Annotated in this window: 21 protein-coding genes and 1 pseudogene; 5 read left to right on the forward strand and 17 right to left on the reverse strand. The window is 63.4% G+C overall.

The window, feature by feature from the left end:
* The first annotated feature begins 11 nt into the window (after positions 1-11).
* Complete coding sequence (betB, locus tag QZM35_RS17145) at positions 12-1,481, forward strand: betaine-aldehyde dehydrogenase (RefSeq protein ID WP_301776440.1); 1,470 nt, start codon at positions 12-14, stop codon at positions 1,479-1,481.
* 25 nt (positions 1,482-1,506) lie between these two features.
* A complete protein-coding gene (gene betA / locus QZM35_RS17150; protein WP_301776441.1) occupies positions 1,507-3,207 on the forward strand; it encodes a choline dehydrogenase in 1,701 nt (566 codons plus the stop codon).
* 84 nt (positions 3,208-3,291) lie between these two features.
* On the opposite strand, the gene QZM35_RS17155 is transcribed toward betA, so the two are convergent.
* The 10 genes from QZM35_RS17155 to QZM35_RS17200 all read right to left on the reverse strand — a co-directional run bounded on the left by QZM35_RS17155 (position 3,292) and on the right by QZM35_RS17200 (position 13,378).
* Complete coding sequence (locus QZM35_RS17155) at positions 3,292-3,876, reverse strand: dual specificity protein phosphatase family protein (protein ID WP_301776442.1); 585 nt, start codon at positions 3,874-3,876, stop codon at positions 3,292-3,294.
* Positions 3,877-3,889: 13 nt separating this feature from the next.
* Positions 3,890-4,384: a hypothetical protein gene (locus QZM35_RS17160; RefSeq protein ID WP_089426822.1), complete on the reverse strand. Its 495-nt coding sequence runs from the start codon at positions 4,382-4,384 to the stop codon at positions 3,890-3,892.
* Positions 4,381-5,523 (reverse strand): glycosyltransferase, encoded by a 1,143-nt coding sequence (locus QZM35_RS17165; RefSeq protein WP_089426821.1) that lies wholly within the window; start codon positions 5,521-5,523, stop codon positions 4,381-4,383. Before QZM35_RS17165 ends, QZM35_RS17160 begins: the two co-directional genes overlap by 4 nt.
* Before the next feature lie 464 nt (positions 5,524-5,987).
* Complete coding sequence (locus QZM35_RS17170; RefSeq protein WP_301776443.1) at positions 5,988-7,079, reverse strand: hypothetical protein; 1,092 nt, start codon at positions 7,077-7,079, stop codon at positions 5,988-5,990.
* 235 nt (positions 7,080-7,314) lie between these two features.
* Positions 7,315-7,821 carry an activator protein gene (locus tag QZM35_RS17175; protein ID WP_089426819.1) on the reverse strand — a complete coding sequence of 169 codons (507 nt, stop codon included), beginning with the start codon at positions 7,819-7,821 and terminating at the stop codon, positions 7,315-7,317.
* Between the two features lie 181 nt (positions 7,822-8,002).
* Positions 8,003-8,506: an activator protein gene (locus QZM35_RS17180; protein ID WP_089441748.1), complete on the reverse strand. Its 504-nt coding sequence runs from the start codon at positions 8,504-8,506 to the stop codon at positions 8,003-8,005.
* 121 nt (positions 8,507-8,627) lie between these two features.
* The gene (locus tag QZM35_RS17185; protein ID WP_089475466.1) at positions 8,628-9,452 is read right to left on the reverse strand and encodes an OmpW family protein; all 825 of its coding nucleotides are present in this window, start codon (positions 9,450-9,452) and stop codon (positions 8,628-8,630) included.
* Positions 9,453-9,525: 73 nt separating this feature from the next.
* A complete protein-coding gene (locus tag QZM35_RS17190; protein WP_301776444.1) occupies positions 9,526-10,779 on the reverse strand; it encodes a DUF2957 domain-containing protein in 1,254 nt (417 codons plus the stop codon).
* Between the two features lie 71 nt (positions 10,780-10,850).
* Positions 10,851-12,464, reverse strand: coding sequence for a DUF2957 domain-containing protein (locus QZM35_RS17195; protein ID WP_089433140.1), 1,614 nt, complete (start codon positions 12,462-12,464; stop codon positions 10,851-10,853).
* Positions 12,465-13,081: 617 nt separating this feature from the next.
* Entirely contained in the window at positions 13,082-13,378 is a 297-nt protein-coding gene (locus QZM35_RS17200) for a cupin domain-containing protein (RefSeq protein ID WP_089426814.1), read from the reverse strand.
* Positions 13,379-13,812: 434 nt separating this feature from the next.
* On the opposite strand from QZM35_RS17200, the gene QZM35_RS17205 reads away from it, so the two are divergent.
* The 3 genes and pseudogenes from QZM35_RS17205 to QZM35_RS17215 all read left to right on the forward strand — a co-directional run.
* Positions 13,813-14,757 carry an ABC transporter ATP-binding protein gene (locus tag QZM35_RS17205; protein WP_089433141.1) on the forward strand — a complete coding sequence of 315 codons (945 nt, stop codon included), beginning with the start codon at positions 13,813-13,815 and terminating at the stop codon, positions 14,755-14,757.
* Positions 14,758-14,760: 3 nt separating this feature from the next.
* On the forward strand, positions 14,761-15,522 hold the full coding sequence (locus QZM35_RS17210; protein ID WP_083266168.1) for an ABC transporter permease: 762 nt from the start codon (positions 14,761-14,763) through the stop codon (positions 15,520-15,522).
* Between the two features lie 160 nt (positions 15,523-15,682).
* Positions 15,683-15,976, forward strand: a pseudogene (locus QZM35_RS17215) (MFS transporter); the annotation flags it as partial.
* A 72-nt stretch (positions 15,977-16,048) separates the two neighbouring features.
* Here QZM35_RS17215 and QZM35_RS17220 read toward each other — a convergent pair.
* The 7 genes from QZM35_RS17220 to QZM35_RS17245 form a co-directional block, all read right to left on the reverse strand.
* Positions 16,049-17,176 carry a tyrosine-type recombinase/integrase gene (locus QZM35_RS17220; protein ID WP_301776445.1) on the reverse strand — a complete coding sequence of 376 codons (1,128 nt, stop codon included), beginning with the start codon at positions 17,174-17,176 and terminating at the stop codon, positions 16,049-16,051.
* Positions 17,166-17,375 (reverse strand): excisionase, encoded by a 210-nt coding sequence (locus QZM35_RS38175; protein WP_367620791.1) that lies wholly within the window; start codon positions 17,373-17,375, stop codon positions 17,166-17,168. The genes QZM35_RS17220 and QZM35_RS38175 overlap by 11 nt, the downstream gene beginning before the upstream one ends.
* Positions 17,376-17,891: 516 nt before the next feature.
* Positions 17,892-18,140, reverse strand: a complete 249-nt coding sequence (locus QZM35_RS17225; protein ID WP_301776446.1) for a hypothetical protein — start codon at positions 18,138-18,140, stop codon at positions 17,892-17,894.
* Positions 18,141-18,343: 203 nt separating this feature from the next.
* Complete coding sequence (locus QZM35_RS17230) at positions 18,344-18,586, reverse strand: hypothetical protein (protein ID WP_301776447.1); 243 nt, start codon at positions 18,584-18,586, stop codon at positions 18,344-18,346.
* 13 nt (positions 18,587-18,599) lie between these two features.
* Complete coding sequence (locus QZM35_RS17235; RefSeq protein ID WP_301776448.1) at positions 18,600-18,971, reverse strand: hypothetical protein; 372 nt, start codon at positions 18,969-18,971, stop codon at positions 18,600-18,602.
* A complete protein-coding gene (locus QZM35_RS17240) occupies positions 18,968-19,285 on the reverse strand; it encodes a hypothetical protein (protein ID WP_301776449.1) in 318 nt (105 codons plus the stop codon). The genes QZM35_RS17235 and QZM35_RS17240 overlap by 4 nt, the downstream gene beginning before the upstream one ends.
* The gene (locus tag QZM35_RS17245; protein WP_301776450.1) at positions 19,278-19,541 is read right to left on the reverse strand and encodes a hypothetical protein; all 264 of its coding nucleotides are present in this window, start codon (positions 19,539-19,541) and stop codon (positions 19,278-19,280) included. Before QZM35_RS17245 ends, QZM35_RS17240 begins: the two co-directional genes overlap by 8 nt.
* Positions 19,542-19,669: the final 128 nt, after the last annotated feature.

Below are 19,669 nucleotides of genomic sequence, written 5' to 3' on the forward strand. Positions count from 1 at the left end.
AGGAGATCCTCATGTCCGTATTCGGTTTGCAGCGCCTCTACATCGGCGGCGGTTACGTCGACGCCACGAGCGGCAAGACTTTCGACACCTTCGATCCCGCCACCGGCGAACTGCTCGCGCAGGTGCAGCAGGCCAGCGCGGCCGACGTCGACCGCGCGGTGGCGTCCGCGCAGGAAGGCCAGCGTGAATGGGCCGCGATGACCGCGATGCAGCGCTCGCGCATCCTGCGCCGCGCGGTCGACCTGCTGCGCGAGCGCAACGACGAGCTCGCGGCGCTGGAAACGCGCGACACGGGCAAGCCGATCGGCGAGACGCTCGCGGTCGACATCGTCACCGGCGCGGACGTGATCGAGTATTACGCGGGCCTCGCGACCGCGATCGAAGGGCTGCAGGTGCCGCTGCGCGCCGAGTCGTTCGTCTACACGCGCCGCGAGCCGCTCGGCGTGTGCGCGGGCATCGGCGCGTGGAACTACCCGATCCAGATCGCATGCTGGAAGACGGCCCCCGCGCTCGCGGCCGGCAACGCGATGGTGTTCAAGCCGAGCGAAGTCACGCCGCTCACCGCGCTGAAGCTCGCGGAAATCTATACGGAAGCCGGCGTGCCGGCCGGCGTGTTCAACGTCGTGCAGGGTGACGGCTCGGTCGGCGCGCTGCTGACCGGCCACCCGGACATCGCGAAGGTGTCGTTCACCGGCGGCGTCGAAACCGGCAAGAAGGTGATGTCGCTGGCCGGTGCATCGTCGCTGAAGGAAGTGACGATGGAGCTCGGCGGCAAGTCGCCGCTGATCGTGTTCGACGACGCGGACCTCGACCGCGCGGCCGACATCGCGGTGACCGCCAACTTCTTCAGCTCGGGCCAGGTCTGCACGAACGGCACGCGCGTGTTCGTGCACCGCTCGATCAAGGATGCATTCACGCAGCGTGTGCTCGAGCGCGTGAAGCGCATCCGCGTCGGCAAGCCGACCGATGCCGATACCAACTTCGGCCCGCTCGTGTCGGCCGCGCAGCTCGACAAGGTGCTCGGCTTCATCGAAAGCGGCAAGGCCGAAGGCGCGAAGCTGCTTGCGGGCGGCACGCGCCTGACCGACGGCCACTTCGGCAGCGGCCAGTACGTCGCGCCGACCGTGTTCGGCGATTGCCGCGACGACATGACGATCGTTCGCGAGGAAATCTTCGGGCCGGTGATGAGCATCCTCGATTTCGAATCGGAGGACGAAGTGATCGCCCGCGCGAACGACACGCACTACGGCCTCGCGGCCGGCGTCGTGACCGAGAACCTGTCGCGCGCGCACCGCACGATCCATCGTCTCGAAGCCGGTATCTGCTGGATCAACACGTGGGGCGAATCGCCGGCCGAGATGCCGGTTGGCGGATACAAGCAATCCGGTGTCGGACGCGAGAACGGCATCACGACGCTCGAGCACTACACTCGAATCAAGTCGGTGCAGGTCGAGCTCGGCCGCTACAACCCGGTGTTTTAAGGATCACGAAAGGAGACTGACCGTCATGACGACACGCGAATACGACTACATCATCTGCGGCGCAGGTTCCGCGGGCAACGTGCTCGCAACGCGCCTGACGGAAGATCCGGACGTGACGGTGCTGCTGCTCGAAGCAGGTGGCCCCGACTACCGCTTCGACTTCCGCACGCAGATGCCGGCCGCCCTCGCCTATCCGCTGCAGGGCCGCCGCTACAACTGGGCCTACGAAACCGACCCCGAGCCGCACATGGACAACCGCCGGATGGAATGCGGCCGCGGCAAGGGGCTCGGCGGCTCGTCGCTGATCAACGGCATGTGCTACATCCGCGGCAACGCGCTCGACTACGACAACTGGTCGACGCACAAGGGCCTCGAGAACTGGACGTATCTCGACTGCCTGCCGTACTTCAAGAAGGCCGAAACGCGCGACGTCGGCCCGAACGATTATCACGGCGGCAGCGGCCCCGTGTCGGTCACGACCAGCAAGCCGGGCGTGAACCCGCTGTTCGAGGCCATGGTCGATGCAGGTGTGCAGGCCGGCTATCCGCGCACCGACGACCTGAACGGCTATCAGCAGGAAGGCTTCGGCCCGATGGATCGCACCGTCACGCCGAAGGGCCGCCGCGCCAGCACCGCGCGCGGCTACCTCGACCAGGCGAAGGTGCGGTCGAACCTCGAGATCGTCACGCACGCGCTCGCCGATCGCATCCTGTTCGACGGCAAGCGCGCGTCGGGCGTCACGTACCTGCGCGGCAGCGAACGTGCGACCGCGCATGCGCGCCGCGAAGTGCTCGTGTGCAGCGGTGCGATCGCGTCGCCGCAACTGCTGCAGCGCTCGGGCGTCGGCCCCGGTGCGTGGCTGAAGGCACTCGACATTCCCGTCGTGCTCGACCTGCCCGGTGTCGGCCAGAACCTGCAGGATCACCTGGAGATGTACATCCAGTACGAGTGCAAGGAGCCGGTCTCGCTGTACCCGGCGCTCAAGTGGTGGAACCAGCCAAAGATCGGCCTCGAATGGATGCTGAACGGCACCGGCCTCGGCGCGAGCAACCACTTCGAGGCGGGCGGCTTCATCCGCACGCGCGACGACGATCTGTGGCCCAACATCCAGTATCACTTCCTGCCTGTTGCGATCAACTACAACGGCTCGAACGCGATCGAGATGCACGGCTTCCAGGCGCACGTCGGCTCGATGCGCTCGCCGAGCCGCGGCCGCGTGAAGCTGCGCTCGCGCGATCCGAACGACCATCCGAGCATCCTGTTCAACTACATGGCCGAAGCGCTCGACTGGCGCGAATTCCGCGATGCGATCCGTGCGACGCGCGAGATCATGCGGCAGCCGGCACTTGATCGATATCGCGGCCGCGAGCTGAACCCGGGTGCGGACTGCAAGTCCGACAAGGAGCTCGACGCGTTCGTGCGCGCCCGCGCGGAGACCGCGTTCCATCCGTCGTGCTCGTGCAAGATGGGTTACGACGACATGGCCGTGGTCGATGAAGAAGGCCGCGTGCACGGGTTGGAGGGGCTGCGCGTCGTCGATGCGTCGATCATGCCGATCATCACGACCGGCAACCTCAATGCGCCGACGATCATGATCGCCGAGAAGATCGCGGACAAGATTCGCGGGCGCAAGCCGCTTGCGCGCGTGGACGTGCCTTACTTCGTCGCGAACGGGGTAATGGCCCGCAATATCGCGAAGGCAGTGCGGCAGCCGGAGACGGTCTGACGACGGCGGGCGTGGTGCCCGCACATCGACGTACTTTCGAAACGCCGCCGACAGCAATTGTCGGCGGCGTTTTGCATGGATTCGTCAGCCGCTGTTCACTTCTCGCTTCAAGCGCTCGACGTCGACGTTTTTCAGGTAGTTCGTAATGTTCTGCCAGATCGGATGGAACCCATAGCCGCCGTGCTGCAGTTCATCGAGCGCCTGCTCGCGCGTCCAGCCCTGGTACACCATCCGGTACAGCGCCGACACGAGGCCGGTGCGATCGGCGCCGTGCTGGCAGTGGATCAGCACCGGGCCGTCCTGGTCGGCCGTGCGCAGCGCCTTCAGCGCGGTCACCATGTCCTCGTCGCGGATGTCCCACGTGTTGATCCGGATGCGCTGCATCCGGATCTGCGTGCCGGCCAGGATGGTGTCGTCCGCGTGAAACGAACGGAAGCTGATGACCTTGCGGATGCCGAGCTTCTGCAGTTCCGGCAGGTCCGAACGCGACAGCTGGGCACTGCGATACAGCGTCGGCGTGATGCGATGCAGGTTGTTCACATGCGCATCGGTCACGCTCTGCGCCCATTTGATCGGCCGGGCGGACACCTCGGAGGCCGGGTCCGCGTGGGCCGGCTGCACGCGCCCGGCAAACGCAACGGCGATCGCGGCAATGATGGCGATTTTCATGTCGGGTCGGAGATCAGTAAAAGGCGCGCTTGCGCTCGCGGGAAAGCATGAACAGCACGATCGCAGCGGCGCTCATCGTCCAGTAGTCGGTCGGGGCCACGCCCAGCCAGTGGATATGCCACGGCACATTCGCCGGATTGAAGCGGGCCAGGCCATACGCCGGATTCAGCACGAACCACAGGAAATCCTCGGTCAGCCAGAACACCATGATGCACGCGATGATGCGGGCTTCGATGCGCCACGACCACCGTCCGTTGAACACGGCCGGCAGGTGAAAGAACAGCGCGACGAACGGGAACACCCACGCGTGGTAGCCGGTCATCGGCCGCCCGCCCCAGAAGAGGTCGAGCAGCCAGTGATGCTCGATGCGCCACGTCGGCAGGTTGGCGGCCCAGCCCGCGCTGCCTTCGATCTGGATCTCGACGTTCGCGAAGAAGTACGCGAGCAGCACGACCCACGCAACGACGAACACCGTATGGCGCGTCGGCACAAAACGCGCGACGCTCATGCGGCCGGCTCCAGGCCCAGCACGCGATCGAGCACGAAGCGGCCGGCGAGCGGCCGCCCGAGCGGCGCGAGACGGCGGCGCATGTCGGCGAGACGCTCGGGCGTCTGCAGCAACGCGCGGATCCGGTAGACGAGCGCATCGTCGTCGATCGCCTTCAGCGCGACACCCTGTTCGAGCAGGAAATCCGCGTTGCGCTCTTCCTGGCCCGGAATCGGCGAGTTGACGATCATCGGTAGCTGCATCGCCAGGCATTCGGACGTCGTCAGGCCGCCCGGCTTCGTGATCACGAGGTCGGCGCAGGCCATCAGGCGCTCGACCTGCTGCGTGAAGCCCTGCGGAAACAGCCGGCCCGGATGCTGCGCGGCAAGTTCCTGCAACGACGTCAGCATCGCCTTGTTCTTGCCGGCCAGCGCGATCAGCTGGAAGTCGGCCTCCATCTCGAGCAGGCGCGCGGCCAGCACGTCGAGCCCGCCGAGGCCCGCGCCGCCGGACATCATCAGGAAGGTCGGGCGCGCGGGATCGAGGCCGAATTCGGCCGCGCAGGTCGCGCGATCGAGCGGCTGGCCGAACGCCGGCATGATCGGGATGCCGCTGACGTGCACCGTGTCGGGCGCCATGCCGCGCGCGTGCATGCGCCACGCGATCTCGTCGTTGGCCGCGAAATAGCCGCGCATGTTCGGTACGACCCACATGCTGTGCAGGTCGAAATCGGTGACCTGCACCCACACCGGCGTGTCGACGCGCCCCTTGCGGATCTCGCGCGACAGCAGCTCGGCGGGCAGGAAGTGCGTGCAGATGATCGCGTCCGGGCGCTGCCGCTCGATCTCCGCGAGCAGTGCCCGGCAATTGAGCCGCTCGATCGCGCGTCGGATCTTCTGCGACGGCGCGGCGGGATCGACTTCGTCGGTCTTCTGGTACAGGTAGCCCCACAGCGCAGGCTGGCTGCTGACGAGCTTGATGTAAAGATCGGTGTACAGCTTGCGGAAGCCGGTGGACACGAAATCCATCACGTCCAGGTGGGTGGCTTCGATGCCGGCGGGATGGTGGTCGGCGAACGCGCGGATCGCTTCGGCCGCCCGGGTATGGCCGGCGCCGGCGCTGACGCTCAGGAGGAGGATCTTCTTGTTTTGCTTTGACATCTGACTGACCGTTTCGATGAAGGGGGTCCGGCGGCGGGTTCGCGGCGGCGCTCTCACGCGGCGGCTGTTTGCGTCCGGCTTACAACAAGCTTGGCAGATCTTTGGCGGTGCGGGCGGGCCGTTATAGCGGAGCGATCGCCGGCATCGACTGCGGAATCATACTGCGTTCGGTCGATGGTGCCTGGATCGGGGGTGGCGCGAGACGGTCTGACGGTCTGGCGGTCTGGCGGTCTGGCGGTCTGGCGGTCTGGAAGGATAGATGGCGTGGACGGCGTGGCGCGCGGCCGGTGTGGACGCTGACAGCACGAAGGCTCAGCGCGCCGCCTGACGCCCGTTCGCGCGTACGAACGAGGCCCGTCATTTCGGCGCGAGCCAGGGTGCTCGTGCGCGATTCGTTTGGAATCCTTGAGTATCGATTCGGCAAAAGCGATGCATTAGCCTGCCGTGTCCCCGTGTTCCTCAAATCAGGGCGTTACAACACCCCGCTTCCGCATCCGCTTCCCGCGGACGATCGGATTCCATCGCGACGTCAGGCTCATTGCACCGCGCAGGCCTTCGAACGCGTCGTCCTCCTTCGGCCCGAATCGACTGATCGCCGGCCACGCGAGCACGTGATCGAGCCACGCCTGCCATTCATCACCATGAAAGCGGCGACCGACTTCCCGAACGGCATCCGGCGCTGCAATCACGATGCCCGCCAGCAGGTAGTACGCCCAGAAGCTGCCCGCGCCGACGAGCCGATCGAGCCGGCACACGGACAACGCCGCGAGCAGCCCGTCCACCGACGCGAGATCGGCGCGATGCGTGCGGATCGCCCGGGCAACGAGGTTGTGCTGACCGCCATACGCGGCAACAGAGACCCCGTCGCCAGCGGCGAGTGCGGCCGAGAACGTCACGAGCGCCGCCATCTCGTCGATGCGCGATGCATCGTCGCGCGGCCCGCACACGCGCAGCACGATCGCGTCGATGACGGTGCCCGACATGACCGACGTTTCCCCACTCGCCGCCGCGACCACGGCCAGTCTTTCTCTCAGGTTCTTCGCTGGCGGCATGTCGTCCTGCGCGCCCTTTTCATGTTCAGTGCATTCGCCGTCATCGCCCCCGCCGCATTCGACACCACCGGCAATCCGATCGAGTGCGGCCCAGCCGACATCGGGGTCGTCGAACGTGCATGCATCGATCACACCGTGCGCAGTGTCGAACACGGCGCGCGAGCCGGAACAACTGCGTTCAGCGTCGGCGAGCTGCTGCATCGACGGCACATGCGAGCATGCACTGCGCGGGTCGCTCAGATCGCATGCGCAAATGCCGCCGTCCGAGGCGATCCACGGCGCGAGCCGGTGAAGCATCGCTGTCGCTTCCCGAGACAGGTTCGCGCCAGCCCGCATGCGTATCGCGTGCGACGCGATGACGGTCGTGTCGCCGGCGTCACCCGCCTCCGCCGCGCACGCATCAGCATCGAGTCGTTCGATCAGATACTGCAGCCACGCGGCCGTGCGCAGCCGGTCAGGCGTCGCGCCGCGGGCATCTCCATACTTTGCTGGATCGGTAAGCATGGGTCTTCCGGGAGTGTTCTGGCCAATTGGAATCGTGTTTAATTCAGTCGGATCGGATGGCGCGGTACGCCGTGCCGCCCCTGCAACACCGTGCGCATCGGATCGCGATACGTACGGTCAGCCTGTCGTCGCGCTGATATGGACGAAGGCTCGAAAGCATCGAGGAAGCGGAAAGCCGCTAGCATCCCGCACGCTCTTAGTGCACAGCGAGCGCCCCGCTTCGATCTGCGATCGCTTACTGAACGTGGAACTTCGGCGACGTCATGACCGTGCCGTTCACGTTGCAATCGGGCGTCAGCACGGTGTTGTTGAACGCCGTCGACGAGTTCTGATCGTTCCACGCCGCCGTGACCTTGCTCGGCCCGCATGTGCCGAGCAAGGTCACATTCAACTTCACGTTGTTGATCGACACTTGCGTCGTGCTGTCCACCTGCCCCGTCCACGGCGCCGCACTGGACGCACTACCCGTGATCAACCCGCACAAGGCATCACCGGTGAATTGGGTCGACGTGATATTGATGATGCCGGTCGACGTGACGGTACCGTTGAGCGTCAACGTACAGTTGATCGGACTGACCGCACCCTTCTGGAGCGTCGAGAGCCCCGCCGCCGAAAACGGCTCGCCGTTCGGATTCATCGGCTGGCCGTCCGCGCGCGAAACGGTCACCGCAAAAGCAGGTGCAGCCGAAACCGCAGTGAACACCACTGCAGCAACAAGCGATGCAATTTGACGAATTTTCATCTGTATGGCCCTCTCTCTTGATATATGGCGGCCTTCCACGAGAAACGCGACCGCTCTGCAGAATGAATCCGGCCGCCGCGCCGATACACGCGACGGCACGAACCCATCGAAACCGCGGAAGCCCGCCGCACATACCGCACGGCCCTCGCGCGCGGCGGGCACCCGCTTAGATCCGCGACGCTTACTGCACGTGGAACTTCGGCGACGTCGTGACCGTGCCGGACACCGTGCAGTTCGGCGTCAGGACGGAGTTATTGAACGTCAGCGACGAGTTCGCATCGTTCCATGCCGTTACCACCTTGCTCGGGCCGCACGCGCCGAGCAGCGTGACGTTCACGTGCACGTTGTTGATCGACAACTGCGTCGTGCTGTCGGCCTGGCCCGTCCACGGCGACGTGCTGCTCGCCGTGCCGCTGATCAGGCCGCACGTGCCGCCGCCTGAAAACTGCGTCGACGTGATGTTGACGATACCGGTCGACGTAATCGTGCCGTTGAACGTCGCGGTACAGGCTGCACTGATCGATCCCTTGCTGAGGTTGGTGAGCCCCGATACGGAGAACGGCTCGCCGTTCGGGTTCATCGGCTGGCCGTCGGCACGCGTAACGGTGACAGCGAAAGCAGGCGCGGCCGAAACCGCGGTGAAAGCCACTGCAGCAACAAGCGATACGATTTTGCGAATGCTCATTTGAACTGCCCCCTCTCTTCACAAATGGCGGCACGCCGCCAGGAACGCGACCTTCCTGCCGGAAGGGTCCGGCCAGCCGGTCGCAGGAAGCCGCCGACGCGCGTCATGCGCGCCGGACGGCTCAGAACTTGTAGGAAATCCCGACGAACGTGATCAGCGGATCGGCCTTCAGCCGCGTGCGCGTGGTGGCGAGCGTCGAGCCGTCGGCCGCCTTGATCACGAGCGACGAGTAGGTCTTCAGCGGCATGTACGTCAGCGTCGCCGTTAAGCCCCAGTGCTTGTCGATCGCATAGCTTGCGCCGACGTTGTAGACCGGCGTGAACGACGACGACGCCTTGCCCTCCACCGACGTCGGGCCCGGCTTGCCGGCGCCGGCCGCGAGCACGCTGCCGAGGTTCTCGTTGATGTCCTTCGCGAAGTTGCCGTTCAGCTCGATGTTGCTGAACCAGCTGTAGGCCACGCCGATCCCGACGAACGGGCGGAACCGCGCCGTCGGCGAATTGAAGTAGTACTGCAGAATGACCGTCGGGCTCCACTGCCGCGCGTTCTTCACCGCCGGCTGGTTCGCCGGGTTGTCCATGTTGACGCTGCCGAGCGCGCCGGCCGGGCCGGGCGGCCGGATCGAGCCGTGCCCGGTCAGCGTGAACTCGGGCGGCACGCCGAGCACCGACGTCACCGCGATATGGTCGGTGAAGAAGTGCGTGAGCGTGAGGCCGACGGTATCGGCGTTGTTGACCGTCAGGCTCGTGCCCGGCGACGTGAACGACCCGGGCAGGCGCAGCGGCCCATTGATCGGCATGCCGGCAAGATTCGTCGTCAGCCCGTTGGTCGAATCCTGCGGCATGATGTGCAGCCACCCCAGCGTCGCGACGTTGTCGCCCGCCTGCTGGGCCGATGCGAGCGTCGACACGCCTGCGACGACACCCGCGACAATCAGCTTCTTCATGAAGTCTCCCCTCATTCTGTCCGTGCCCCGCGCTTCCGCGCGCGGCGCCACCGTGTCTCCATCCAGGCGTGCGTCACTGCACGAATGCGCCGACCGTGAAGTACGGGTTGCTCGTATCGTTCGTGTCGAGGAACCCGAATACGCCGCCGGTGAACACGAACTTGCCGGTCGCCGGCCCCGACGCCGCATCCGCATGCACGGTCGTCACGACGCCCGGCATCTTCTGCGTGTAGTCGAGGTTCAGCGCACGCGTGAGCGCGGCCTGCGACGCATTGAACGGATCGAGCAGCGTGGCCTGCGCGCCGACGAGCGCGGTCGCGCGGTAGTTGAACGCGCTGTCGACGCCCGTGTACTCGCCGTTCTGCGAGCCTTGCGCGATCGCCGTCTGCGGGCTCAGGAACGAGATGCCCGATTCGTCGTCCGCGCTCGGCGGGCCTTGCGTGAGGTCCGCGTTGGCCGCGCCGGTGCGGATGAAGATCGGCACGAGCTGGTTGCGCAGCTTGCCGACGATCAGGATCCCCTTGCCGGCCTTCGCCGGATCGACCGCCGCGAGCGTCGGCGGAATCTGCGGCAGGTAGTTGAGCGACTGGAACGCCGGCGCATCGGGCCGCAGCGTGAACGGCTGGTTCACGGTCGCGCTCGACGCAAGCGGCTGCCCGCCGTTCTTCTTGCCGAAGTTGTCGGTCTCGACGTAGCTGCCGTCCGCGTTGATCGTCACCTGCTGGTCGAGCGCCACCGGCTGGAAGCTCTGCGACGGCACCTGGTGATAGCCGAGCTGGTTGTACTTGCCTGCGATCTTCGTCAGGTCGGTTTCCAGCGACGAGAAACTGATGAACGGGTAGTACGGGAACGTCGTCTTCGTGATCTTGCCGACGCCGATCACGCCGTCGAACTGAATCGTCGCGCCGGGAATCGCGCCGCCCAGCACGCCCTCGCCGAGGAACAGCCGCGCGGGCCGGTTCGGGTCGAGGCTCGCGTTCTGCATCCGGAACGTGCACTGGTTCAGCTTCACGGTCGGCAGCCCCGTTTCGTCCGCGAGCGTGCCGTCGACCACGTTGGCCGGCGCCGTGTCGCGCGTCGGCTGCACGGTGCCCGTGGTGGTCGGCACCGGCGATGCGAGATACGTCATCCGGTACGTCATCTTCGTCGTATCGAGCTGCACCTTCACGAGCTCGCCCGATCCCGACCCGCCGATGAACACCGTGTTGTAGTCGATCGTCTGCGGGCACAGCCGGACCGCCGGTGCGGGCGGCGGGTCGCCGTCTCCGCCGCATGCTGCCAGCACGGGCGCGAGCGAGGCCGCGGCCATCCATTTCTTCAAATTCATAGGAATCCTCTTTAAATTCGATTCGCCGGCGGCGACGCATGCGCCGCCGGTGTTACATGTTCAATGCAGTGTTACTGGACGAATGCGCCGACCGTGAAGAACGGATTGACCTGGCTGTTGTTGACGACCATCGCGTAGACGTTGCCGGCCTTCACGATCCAGCCCGTATCGCCCTTCTTGAAGATCGCCACGTCGCCGCCGGCGCCCTTCGCGTTGAAGTTCTGCGTGGCCGTGACCTTGATCTTGCCGGGTGTCGCCTGCGTGTAGTCGAGCCCGAACTGCGAGGTCACCGATGACGTCTGCGGATCGATGAATGCCGCGGTAGCCCCCTGGAACAGCGTCGACGTATAGTTCGCGGCCATCGTCGACACAGCCGTGCCGTCGTTGCAACTGCCGGCCTGTGCCAGGAAGAAGGTGCCGTCGAAGGTGCCCGGCAGATCCGGATGCGGGATGTTGTTGTTGAAGCTCGGTCCGGACGTCGCGATCGCAAACGTGGCAGTGCTGGGCGCCACGATACCGCACGCTGAAGCGCTCGTTGCGCCTATGAAGCCACCCTTCAGCGAATTGGCCGCGACGGCGGCGGTCCGCGACAGCATCGAGATTCCCACCTCGGCGTCAGCGACCGATGCCAGGAGGTTGCTCGCGTCGATATGCGTGTAACCCACGCGAATCACGATCGGCACCAGTACGCCGTTCAACTTGCCGACGATCATGATGCCCTTCGCCTGACTAGGTGCGGCAATCACGATCGCGGACCCCTGCCCCGCGAGCGGATACATGGGCACGCCGCCCGCGGTCGCCACGGGATTGCTCACGAACACGTTGTCGGACGAGCCGTCCGCGTTCTTGCGCAACGCCCACGGCGTTCCTGTGGTCTGGCACGAGTAGTCGCTGCCTGCCGTGATGGTGCACGAGCCGTCGGCATTGAACGTCTGGTTCCAGTTGACGACATCGGGTTGCCAGCCGACGGCCCCCGCGCTGCTCTGCGCGTTTCCGCCGACCGGCGACAGGTGGATCCCGAGTTCGTTGTAGTTACCCGCCACTTTCGTAAAGTCCGTTTCGGTGTTGGTGAAGCCGATGAACGGATAGAAATCGAAAGTGCGCGACGGCACGACGCCAAGCACGACGCCCGGGAACGGCTCAAGACCGGCGAACGCAATCGTCGCCCCCGGAATCCCCCCGCCCACCACGCCATTGCCGACGAACAGCATCGGCGGATCGGCACGGTTGATCGTCACCGAATACGCACCGTCGCTCGTCGCGCCGCTGTCGAGCACGAATGCGCAGCGGTTCTGCTCGGCCGTCGGGAGCGTGGTCGGATGATGGAATGCGCCGCTGATCGTCAAGCCCGCGCGGGTATTGTTGACTTGCCCTGCCGACGTCGGCACCGACGATTCCAGGAACTGCATCTGATAGGTGAGCTTCGTGGTATCGAACTTCACCTTCACGTACTCGCCGCTACCTGCGCCGCCCGTATAGGTCGTCGTGTAATCGAGCGCGTCCGGACACAGCTTCGTCACGACCGGCGGCGTCGTTTCGGCCCCGCTCGGCCCGCATGCGCTGCCCGAGCACTGCGGCACGTTGATCGGCCCCGGATCGTCGCCGCCGCCGCAACCGGCAACGAACGGCAGCGCCAGTACCGCGCACGACAGAATCGCCTTCCGCCATTCAGGAATGCAAATCATCAACCCCTCCTTTTCAGGTACGACAAGTCTCGTCCGGACAGGCTGCATGGCCCGCCGGTTGGTATCGCGCCGCGGCACGAAAGCGCGGCGCATGACGGTGCGCGCAAGACAGCCGCGATGCCGGTCAGGCACATGCGGCACACGCCGCGGCGGCAGGCAAGCGCTCTCCCGCGGCGCCGTGATGCGGCACGGCGCCGTGAGAACGATCGAAACGGGAAATGGTTCGCCGCTACACGGCGACAGGACAACGCAGGTACGCAATCGGCATCGCGCCTGCATTCAGCGAAAAAACGGGAAACGGCAGTCCGACTGGCCCCGCGGATAGGCGTCTCATGTATGGGTCTCCATCCGTACGCTTGATTCGTTATCGTGATGCGTCGTTGGTGGAGACTATGATCGGACGATACCCACAAGTAAATGGATGCAGAGTTCCAAACGACCGAAACCACGCCATCCTAGCGTTTACACGGTATTTGACAGATTTTCAAACAGCCTTCAATTTATTTGCTCAGACAAATACCCGGGCGGCATAACACGCGTTTGAATGGCGGCCGCCAATCCGCGCCCGGCCAAGCCAGCCGGGCCTCAGCCGCCCGCCTGCATGTTGCGGCGCAACCTTACACGTCGATGATCGCGAGCGTGCCGTGGCTGCCCGGCAGCACCGCATGAGACACACCGGCGCGCGCGAGGTACATCTGCCCGGCCTCCACGATGATCGTCTCGCCTGCGACCTCGAGCATCATCCGGCCGTCGAGCACCAGCAGGCCTTCGTTGTAGTCGTGCACTTCCGCTTCGTAAGCCTGCGCATCCATGCGCAGCACCTTGATCCTGGCCGGCCCGACCTCGCCGACGATCGTGGATTTCCATGCGACGGCCTGCGCCGCCGCCACGGATTTGAAATCGACCAAAGACATGCGCGCCGCTCCGTAAACGATGAAAGAAACGCATTATCGCGAGCGCCGCGCACGCCGTCCCGGTACGGCGCGACGGCCTTCGGGCGGCACAGTCGGCCGGCCGGCCGCGCCGCCACCGAGCGGAAACACGATCGCAGCCCGGTTCGCCGAAAATGACTCAAATTGTTCGCGCACCACAAATAAATCGCCGCGTTATTCAGCGATGCACAGTCAATTCATGCAAATCCAGCACCAGCAACCCACGCCCTTTCCACGAGAATGCATTTCCATCTACCGATTGCTAATATGGCGATCCTGCGATCCCGCACCACAACGCCGTTCGACATGACGCCCGTTCGCCATGCCGTCCCCGGTCCCGGCCGCTTCGCAGCGGCGGCGACGCCGGGCACGTGCGGCGCACGCCGTCGCGCCGGCCGGCCGCCCCATCCGTGAGCATGCAACCGATCCTTTCCGTCTCCGACCTCTCCAAGACTTACGCGTCCGGCTTCCAGGCGCTGAAGCACGTGACCCTCGACATCCGCCCCGGCGAGATCTTCGCGTTGCTCGGGCCGAACGGCGCCGGCAAGACGACGCTGATCGGCTCGATCTGCGGCATCGTCACGCCGACCGAAGGCCGCGTGACGGTCGGCGGCCACGACATCCGCGATCACTACCGCGCGGCCCGCGAAATGATCGGCCTCGTGCCGCAGGAACTGACCACCGACGCGTTCGAGACCGTCTGGGCGACCGTGTCGTTCAGCCGCGGCCTGTTCGGCAAGGCGCCCGATCCCGCGTACATCGAGAAGACGCTGAAGGCGCTGTCGCTGTGGGACAAGCGCGACAACAAGCTGATGACGCTCTCGGGCGGCATGAAGCGCCGAGTGATGATCGCGAAGGCGCTGTCGCACGAGCCGCGCATCCTGTTCCTCGACGAACCGACGGCCGGCGTCGACGTCGAGCTGCGCCGCGACATGTGGAAGCTCGTCGATTCGCTGCGCGACAACGGCGTGACGATCCTGCTGACCACGCACTACATCGAGGAAGCCGAGGAGATGGCCGACCGGATCGGCATCATCCTCGGCGGCGAGCTCGTGCTCGTCGAGGAGAAGCACGAGCTGATGCGCAAGCTCGGCAAGAAGCAGCTCACCGTGCAGCTCGAGCATCCGCTCGCGGACGTGCCGCCCGCGCTCGCGCCGTTCGGGCTCGAACGCGCGGCCGACGGCGCCGCGCTCGTCTACACGTACGACTCGCAGCGTGACGACGCGAGCATCGCGAAGCTGATCAACGCGCTCGGCTCGGCCGGCATCGGCTTCCGCGACCTGCACACGACGCAGAGCTCGCTCGAGGACATTTTCGTCAGCCTGATCGACAACCGCCGCAACGGCATGCAAGGAGCCTGACACTTGAACCTGCATGGAATCCGCGCGATCTACCGCGCAGAAATGGCCCGCACGCGCCGAACGCTGATGCAGAGCATCATCGCGCCGGTGATCTCCACGTCGCTGTACTTCGTGGTGTTCGGCTCCGCGATCGGCTCGCGCATCAGCGACGTGAACGGCATCGGCTACGGCTCGTTCATCGTGCCGGGCCTCGTGATGCTGTCGCTGCTGTCGCAGAGCATCTCGAACGCGTCGTTCGGCATCTACTTCCCGCGCTTCACCGGCACGATCTACGAGATTCTCTCCGCGCCCGTGTCGTACTGGGAGATCGTGATCGCGTACGTCGGCGCGGCCGCGTCGAAGTCGATCCTGCTCGGTGTGATCATCCTCGCCACGGCCGGCCTGTTCGTACCGCTGCACATCCTGCATCCGTTCTGGATGGTGCTGTTCCTCGTGCTGACGGCGGTCACGTTCAGCCTGTTCGGCTTCGTGATCGGCATCTGGGCCGACAGCTTCGAGAAGCTGCAGCTCGTGCCGCTCTTGATCATCACGCCGCTCACGTTCCTCGGCGGCAGCTTCTACTCGGTCGACATGCTGCCGCCCGCGTGGCGCGTCGTCACGCTGTTCAACCCGATCGTCTACCTGGTCAGCGGCTTCCGCTGGTCGTTCTACGGGATCGCCGACGTGCACGTGGGCGTCAGCCTCGGCGCGACGTCGCTGTTCCTCGTGATCCTGCTGGCGATCGTCGCGTGGATGTTCCGCACCGGCTACAAGCTGAAGAATTGACGCAAGACGGCCGCATCCCGCACTGCTGCCGATGACGCATTTGGGCAAGCAGGTGGCGCTTTTCCTCTGATGCGGCATTTTGTGGTCGCGTCTACTGAAGATGAAGCATCGGGGCCGCGAAGCACGCGCTTCGCGGCCCCTTTTCATTTCAGAGGACGCCATGCCCGCCGCCACCGCTCCCGCCTCCGCCGCCGCCCGGCTCGAACGCCTGCCGTTCTCCGGCTATCACAAGCGGATCTTCTTCATCATCGCGATCGCGTTCTTCTTCGACTCGGTCGACCTTGGCACGATGACGTTCGTGCTCGGCTCGATCCGCAAGGAGTTCGGGCTGTCGACCGCGGCCGCCGGCCTCGTCGCGAGCGCGAGCTTCTTCGGAATGGTGCTCGGCGCGGCCGTCGCCGGCCTGCTCGCCGACCGCTTCGGCCGCCGGCCCGTGTTCCAGTGGAGCATGGTGCTGTGTCCGAATCGCCTTATATGGCGGGGTTTCGGAGTCAAATATCCAAAACCGTCCAAAATCGATCCAAAATTATTTGGCCTGCCCCGCCTTCACTTCCATCCACTCGCGCCCCCGATTGTCCCGATATAGAGCCGTCATCTCGGCCGACTTGTGACCCACAAGAGCCTGCGCGAACGCTGGCCCATACTCGTCCGAATACAGCCGAATCGCCAGTGAGCGGATCTCGTGGAACGATGGTGGGTTCCTTCCTTCGCGCCCAGTTATCTTGGCTTCGTCGCGCATCTCCGCAAAAGTCTTGCTGATGGTGTCGTGATAGACCTTGTTTCCGGGTTTCACGCTGCCGCGCTGATGAACAAAATGCACCATGTGCTTTGACACAACCTGATCTCGACATCGCTTGACTACACCCTCTATCGTCAGCCCCACTCCGGAGAGGCCAACCGCCACGGGAATTTTGAGCTTGACCTTGCCTTGACTCTTGATGGGCTCAACCCACAAAAAGCCCTCCTTCACTTGATCGAATCTCATCGTTGCAATATCCGAGAGACGCTGACCGGTCAGTAATGCTAGTTCAAAGGCGTTCGCCGCCCAGCACCGTGTTGGATCCTCTCGCGTCTTTGCGATAATGGCTTTGAAGTCATCGAGCGTCAGGCGATCGCGCGCGACATCAACCGTAGGCGCCTTGACCGGCGCGGCTGGATTCTTGCCTAGTTCGATATGCCCAGCAGCTTCGGCGGACTGGAATACGTCCTGTAGGCGACTGCGGATCTTGGCCGCCATCGTCGCGCCGCGGTTTTCCGTGATGCCTTCGATATAGCTGCTGATGTCTCGTGTCGATACCTTCATCAGCGCCTGGTTGGCAAACGGCGCAGCCTTAATGGCACGAATTTGGGTCTGGACGGCCTTGATCGTATTCAAAGCCTTATCGGACTGCTGAAACCTTTCGAGATACTTGTCGCACCATGCGCTCAGCGTGAGCGTGCCCCCGTCAATCCGATGGATCAGGCTGACGGCCCCAGCGCGGCGCAGCATCTCAGCATTCGCCGTATTGACCTGAGCCGCCGCGAGTTTAAAATCAGTCCCGAGTCCGAATGTCTTTTTGGTCTCCGGGTTCCTGTACCAGTAATATCCCTTACTATTCTGATATAGGTTCTTCGGCCAATTCCGACGACTCGCGACCCGCTTTCTAGCGGCCATGTATTAACCTCTCAATTTTTTCTGCTTCTGGATCAACGTACTCCGCATCTGGCCGACAAAAATACTCGCGACCAACCTTGCGAGGAACGGGTCTGATCCGCCCCATCTTAATCCAATTTAAGAGTGTGTTTTGGTGCGGTCGATGTTCTCCAAACTCCGCATCGGCCCATACTGATAATGGGATAAGTCGTGCTGCCATAGTGTCCTCGCAAAGAATCACCCCGAGAACTCATTTATGCGGTCTTTGCCGCTCTCAGCATCTCCATGCATCGGCGTAAATCGCCCATGTCAAATGTGTAGTGCCCACCTCGCCTGGATGATTCCCAACACATATGCCAGAAAGCATGATTATTTTTCATGGCCTTGACCAAGCTTTCATTTCCGGACCATCCGCCAGTAGAGATGGATAAAGTATCGCCTTCTCTGATCCAAAAGTGCGGATATGACCACAAGCCGCGTACGAACTCCAACATCTGTTCGGATTCTATATAGGGCCATCGCTCGATGCAATCCAGCGCCTCGTCAGTTGGATAACCTTCGTCGTCTAACAGGTCATCAGTGAGCATTACCCGCCTCCCATTCACTTTTCTGTGCTTCCTCGATCACCTTCCGCGCCTCATCGACCTCACGCCCGTGGCGCACCTCTGTTTCAAGCGCCAGCGCGAATTCGCATTGGGCGCAGTAGTGCTTCCATGGGATGCCATGCTTGCAAGACTCATTCATACTGCACTCCGTCGTATGCGAAATCCCATTCATCGCACATATACTGAATGGCCCGCAAGTCTTTCTTAGTCGGCATATAACCGGCCCGAACTCGGATCATCCCACCCGGCCATCGGAAATTCCCGGCTAGCCATTCCAGCGCGGTCGAATCCGTCCACTCTTCCCTCAAATCGTCAGTTGCTTGCGGCATACCAAACTCCATGCGGCTGATTGCTAGGATTTTTTTAAACGTGCGGTGCATTCAGATTTTGCGAGCCTCGTTCTGACTGATAGCATCAAAGCGTCGCCGATGTGTATCAGCGCAGTTCTCACACACGCCGTAAAGTGTCGAAGAATACGAACCGGCTCCGGCAATCTTCAGGCTTGATGTGGATGAGTGATGACAATGGCCAACAGGGAAATACTGACCGCAATTCGGGCATTGCTCGCTTGGTTCAATCGGGTTCATTTCTGTTCTCCCTCACTAGCAAGGATACGGCGGTATTCCGCGATATCGTTCGGCCACGGTTTACCCTCCGGGAATTCGTAGTCGTGCGTGATTTCCGTGGGTTTCTCAAGGCCCATCTGTCGTGCACGAACTCGCGCACGCAGGACTTCCATCGCCTGATCCTTGAGCTTGTGGAGTGACGCTTTCCAGCCGCCGCTGGCCTCGGCAATGACACCGGTTGGCTTATGAGTGATTCGCACCCATGTTCTTGGGTCACACCATCCGCTCATCGTCTTCCCCTTGTCGTTGCGCGAGGGCGGCGTCGATGGCAGTGTCGAGTTCGTCCATACGCAGACCGCATCCGCCATTCGCGGACTCGTCGATTTCTTCCCATAGAACAACATCAATGCGCGGCGCTTTCGTATCATTCGGTTGACTGCGCAGCCATCGATACCGCTCCGCATCCCGCCGATCCGCTTCTCGGGCTTCGAGTTCGGCGCGAAGTTTGGCGATGACCTTGGCATCAGCCTCGATTCGATCGGCAGCACCACGAGCAGCCGAGACGAATTGCATAAATCCCGCGCAGTCGCCGGCTATCGAGCTGCCAGGCATCCGAATAATGCCGAGTAACATGAGGTCGCTCATCCCTTCTCTCCATTGGGGTCGGTCTTGAGGGCGCGGATTTTTCTGGCGCAGGTAACTGCTTCCGTCAGGTAACTGGTTTTTGCATGTTCCTCGCACACCTTCGCGCATTCCTCGATGATCGAATCCCTGTCGGGCGTCGTGCGGCTGTTCCACTTGGCGATCGCCGATTCAATTGACGTGTGACCACCGGCGCAAGGCAAGATGCATCCCGGCGTCTGACAAGTGACGTACCACCAGTCGTCAGGATTTATCTCTTCGGCCACATATGGCTGTTTGCCGCAGAACGGGCGCGGCTTCAGTTCTCTCTCAGTCACGTTGTGGCTCCTTGTTGAGTCCGCGCCAAGCCTTGGATTGCGAAGCGGCATGCCAGGGGATAAGTTCGTTCGCCGATTTAATATCGGTATGCATAGCACCCCATCGCTGACCATCCCATTTGGCAAATCCAAATTCAAGATGAGACGTGCCGAAGCGATCTGTATAGACTTCCATGCGAGCCGGATACACGCCAACATGGACAGGCTTCACCTCTGGCGGAAACCACTCCGTCAGCATGTCATCGGTGATCTTCATCGTCCGCTCCCGCAGTAGTAGCAGCAATATTGATGGTGTCTTGGGCTACCACAATCCTTGCAATTCACTAAGCGAGGTGCGTATAGCGCTAGCACTTCCTGCTCGCGCCTTTTCCACTCTCGGCTACC

Origin of the sequence: Burkholderia sp. AU45274 (assembly GCF_030482505.1) — a bacterium.
Lineage (GTDB): Bacteria > Pseudomonadota > Gammaproteobacteria > Burkholderiales > Burkholderiaceae > Burkholderia.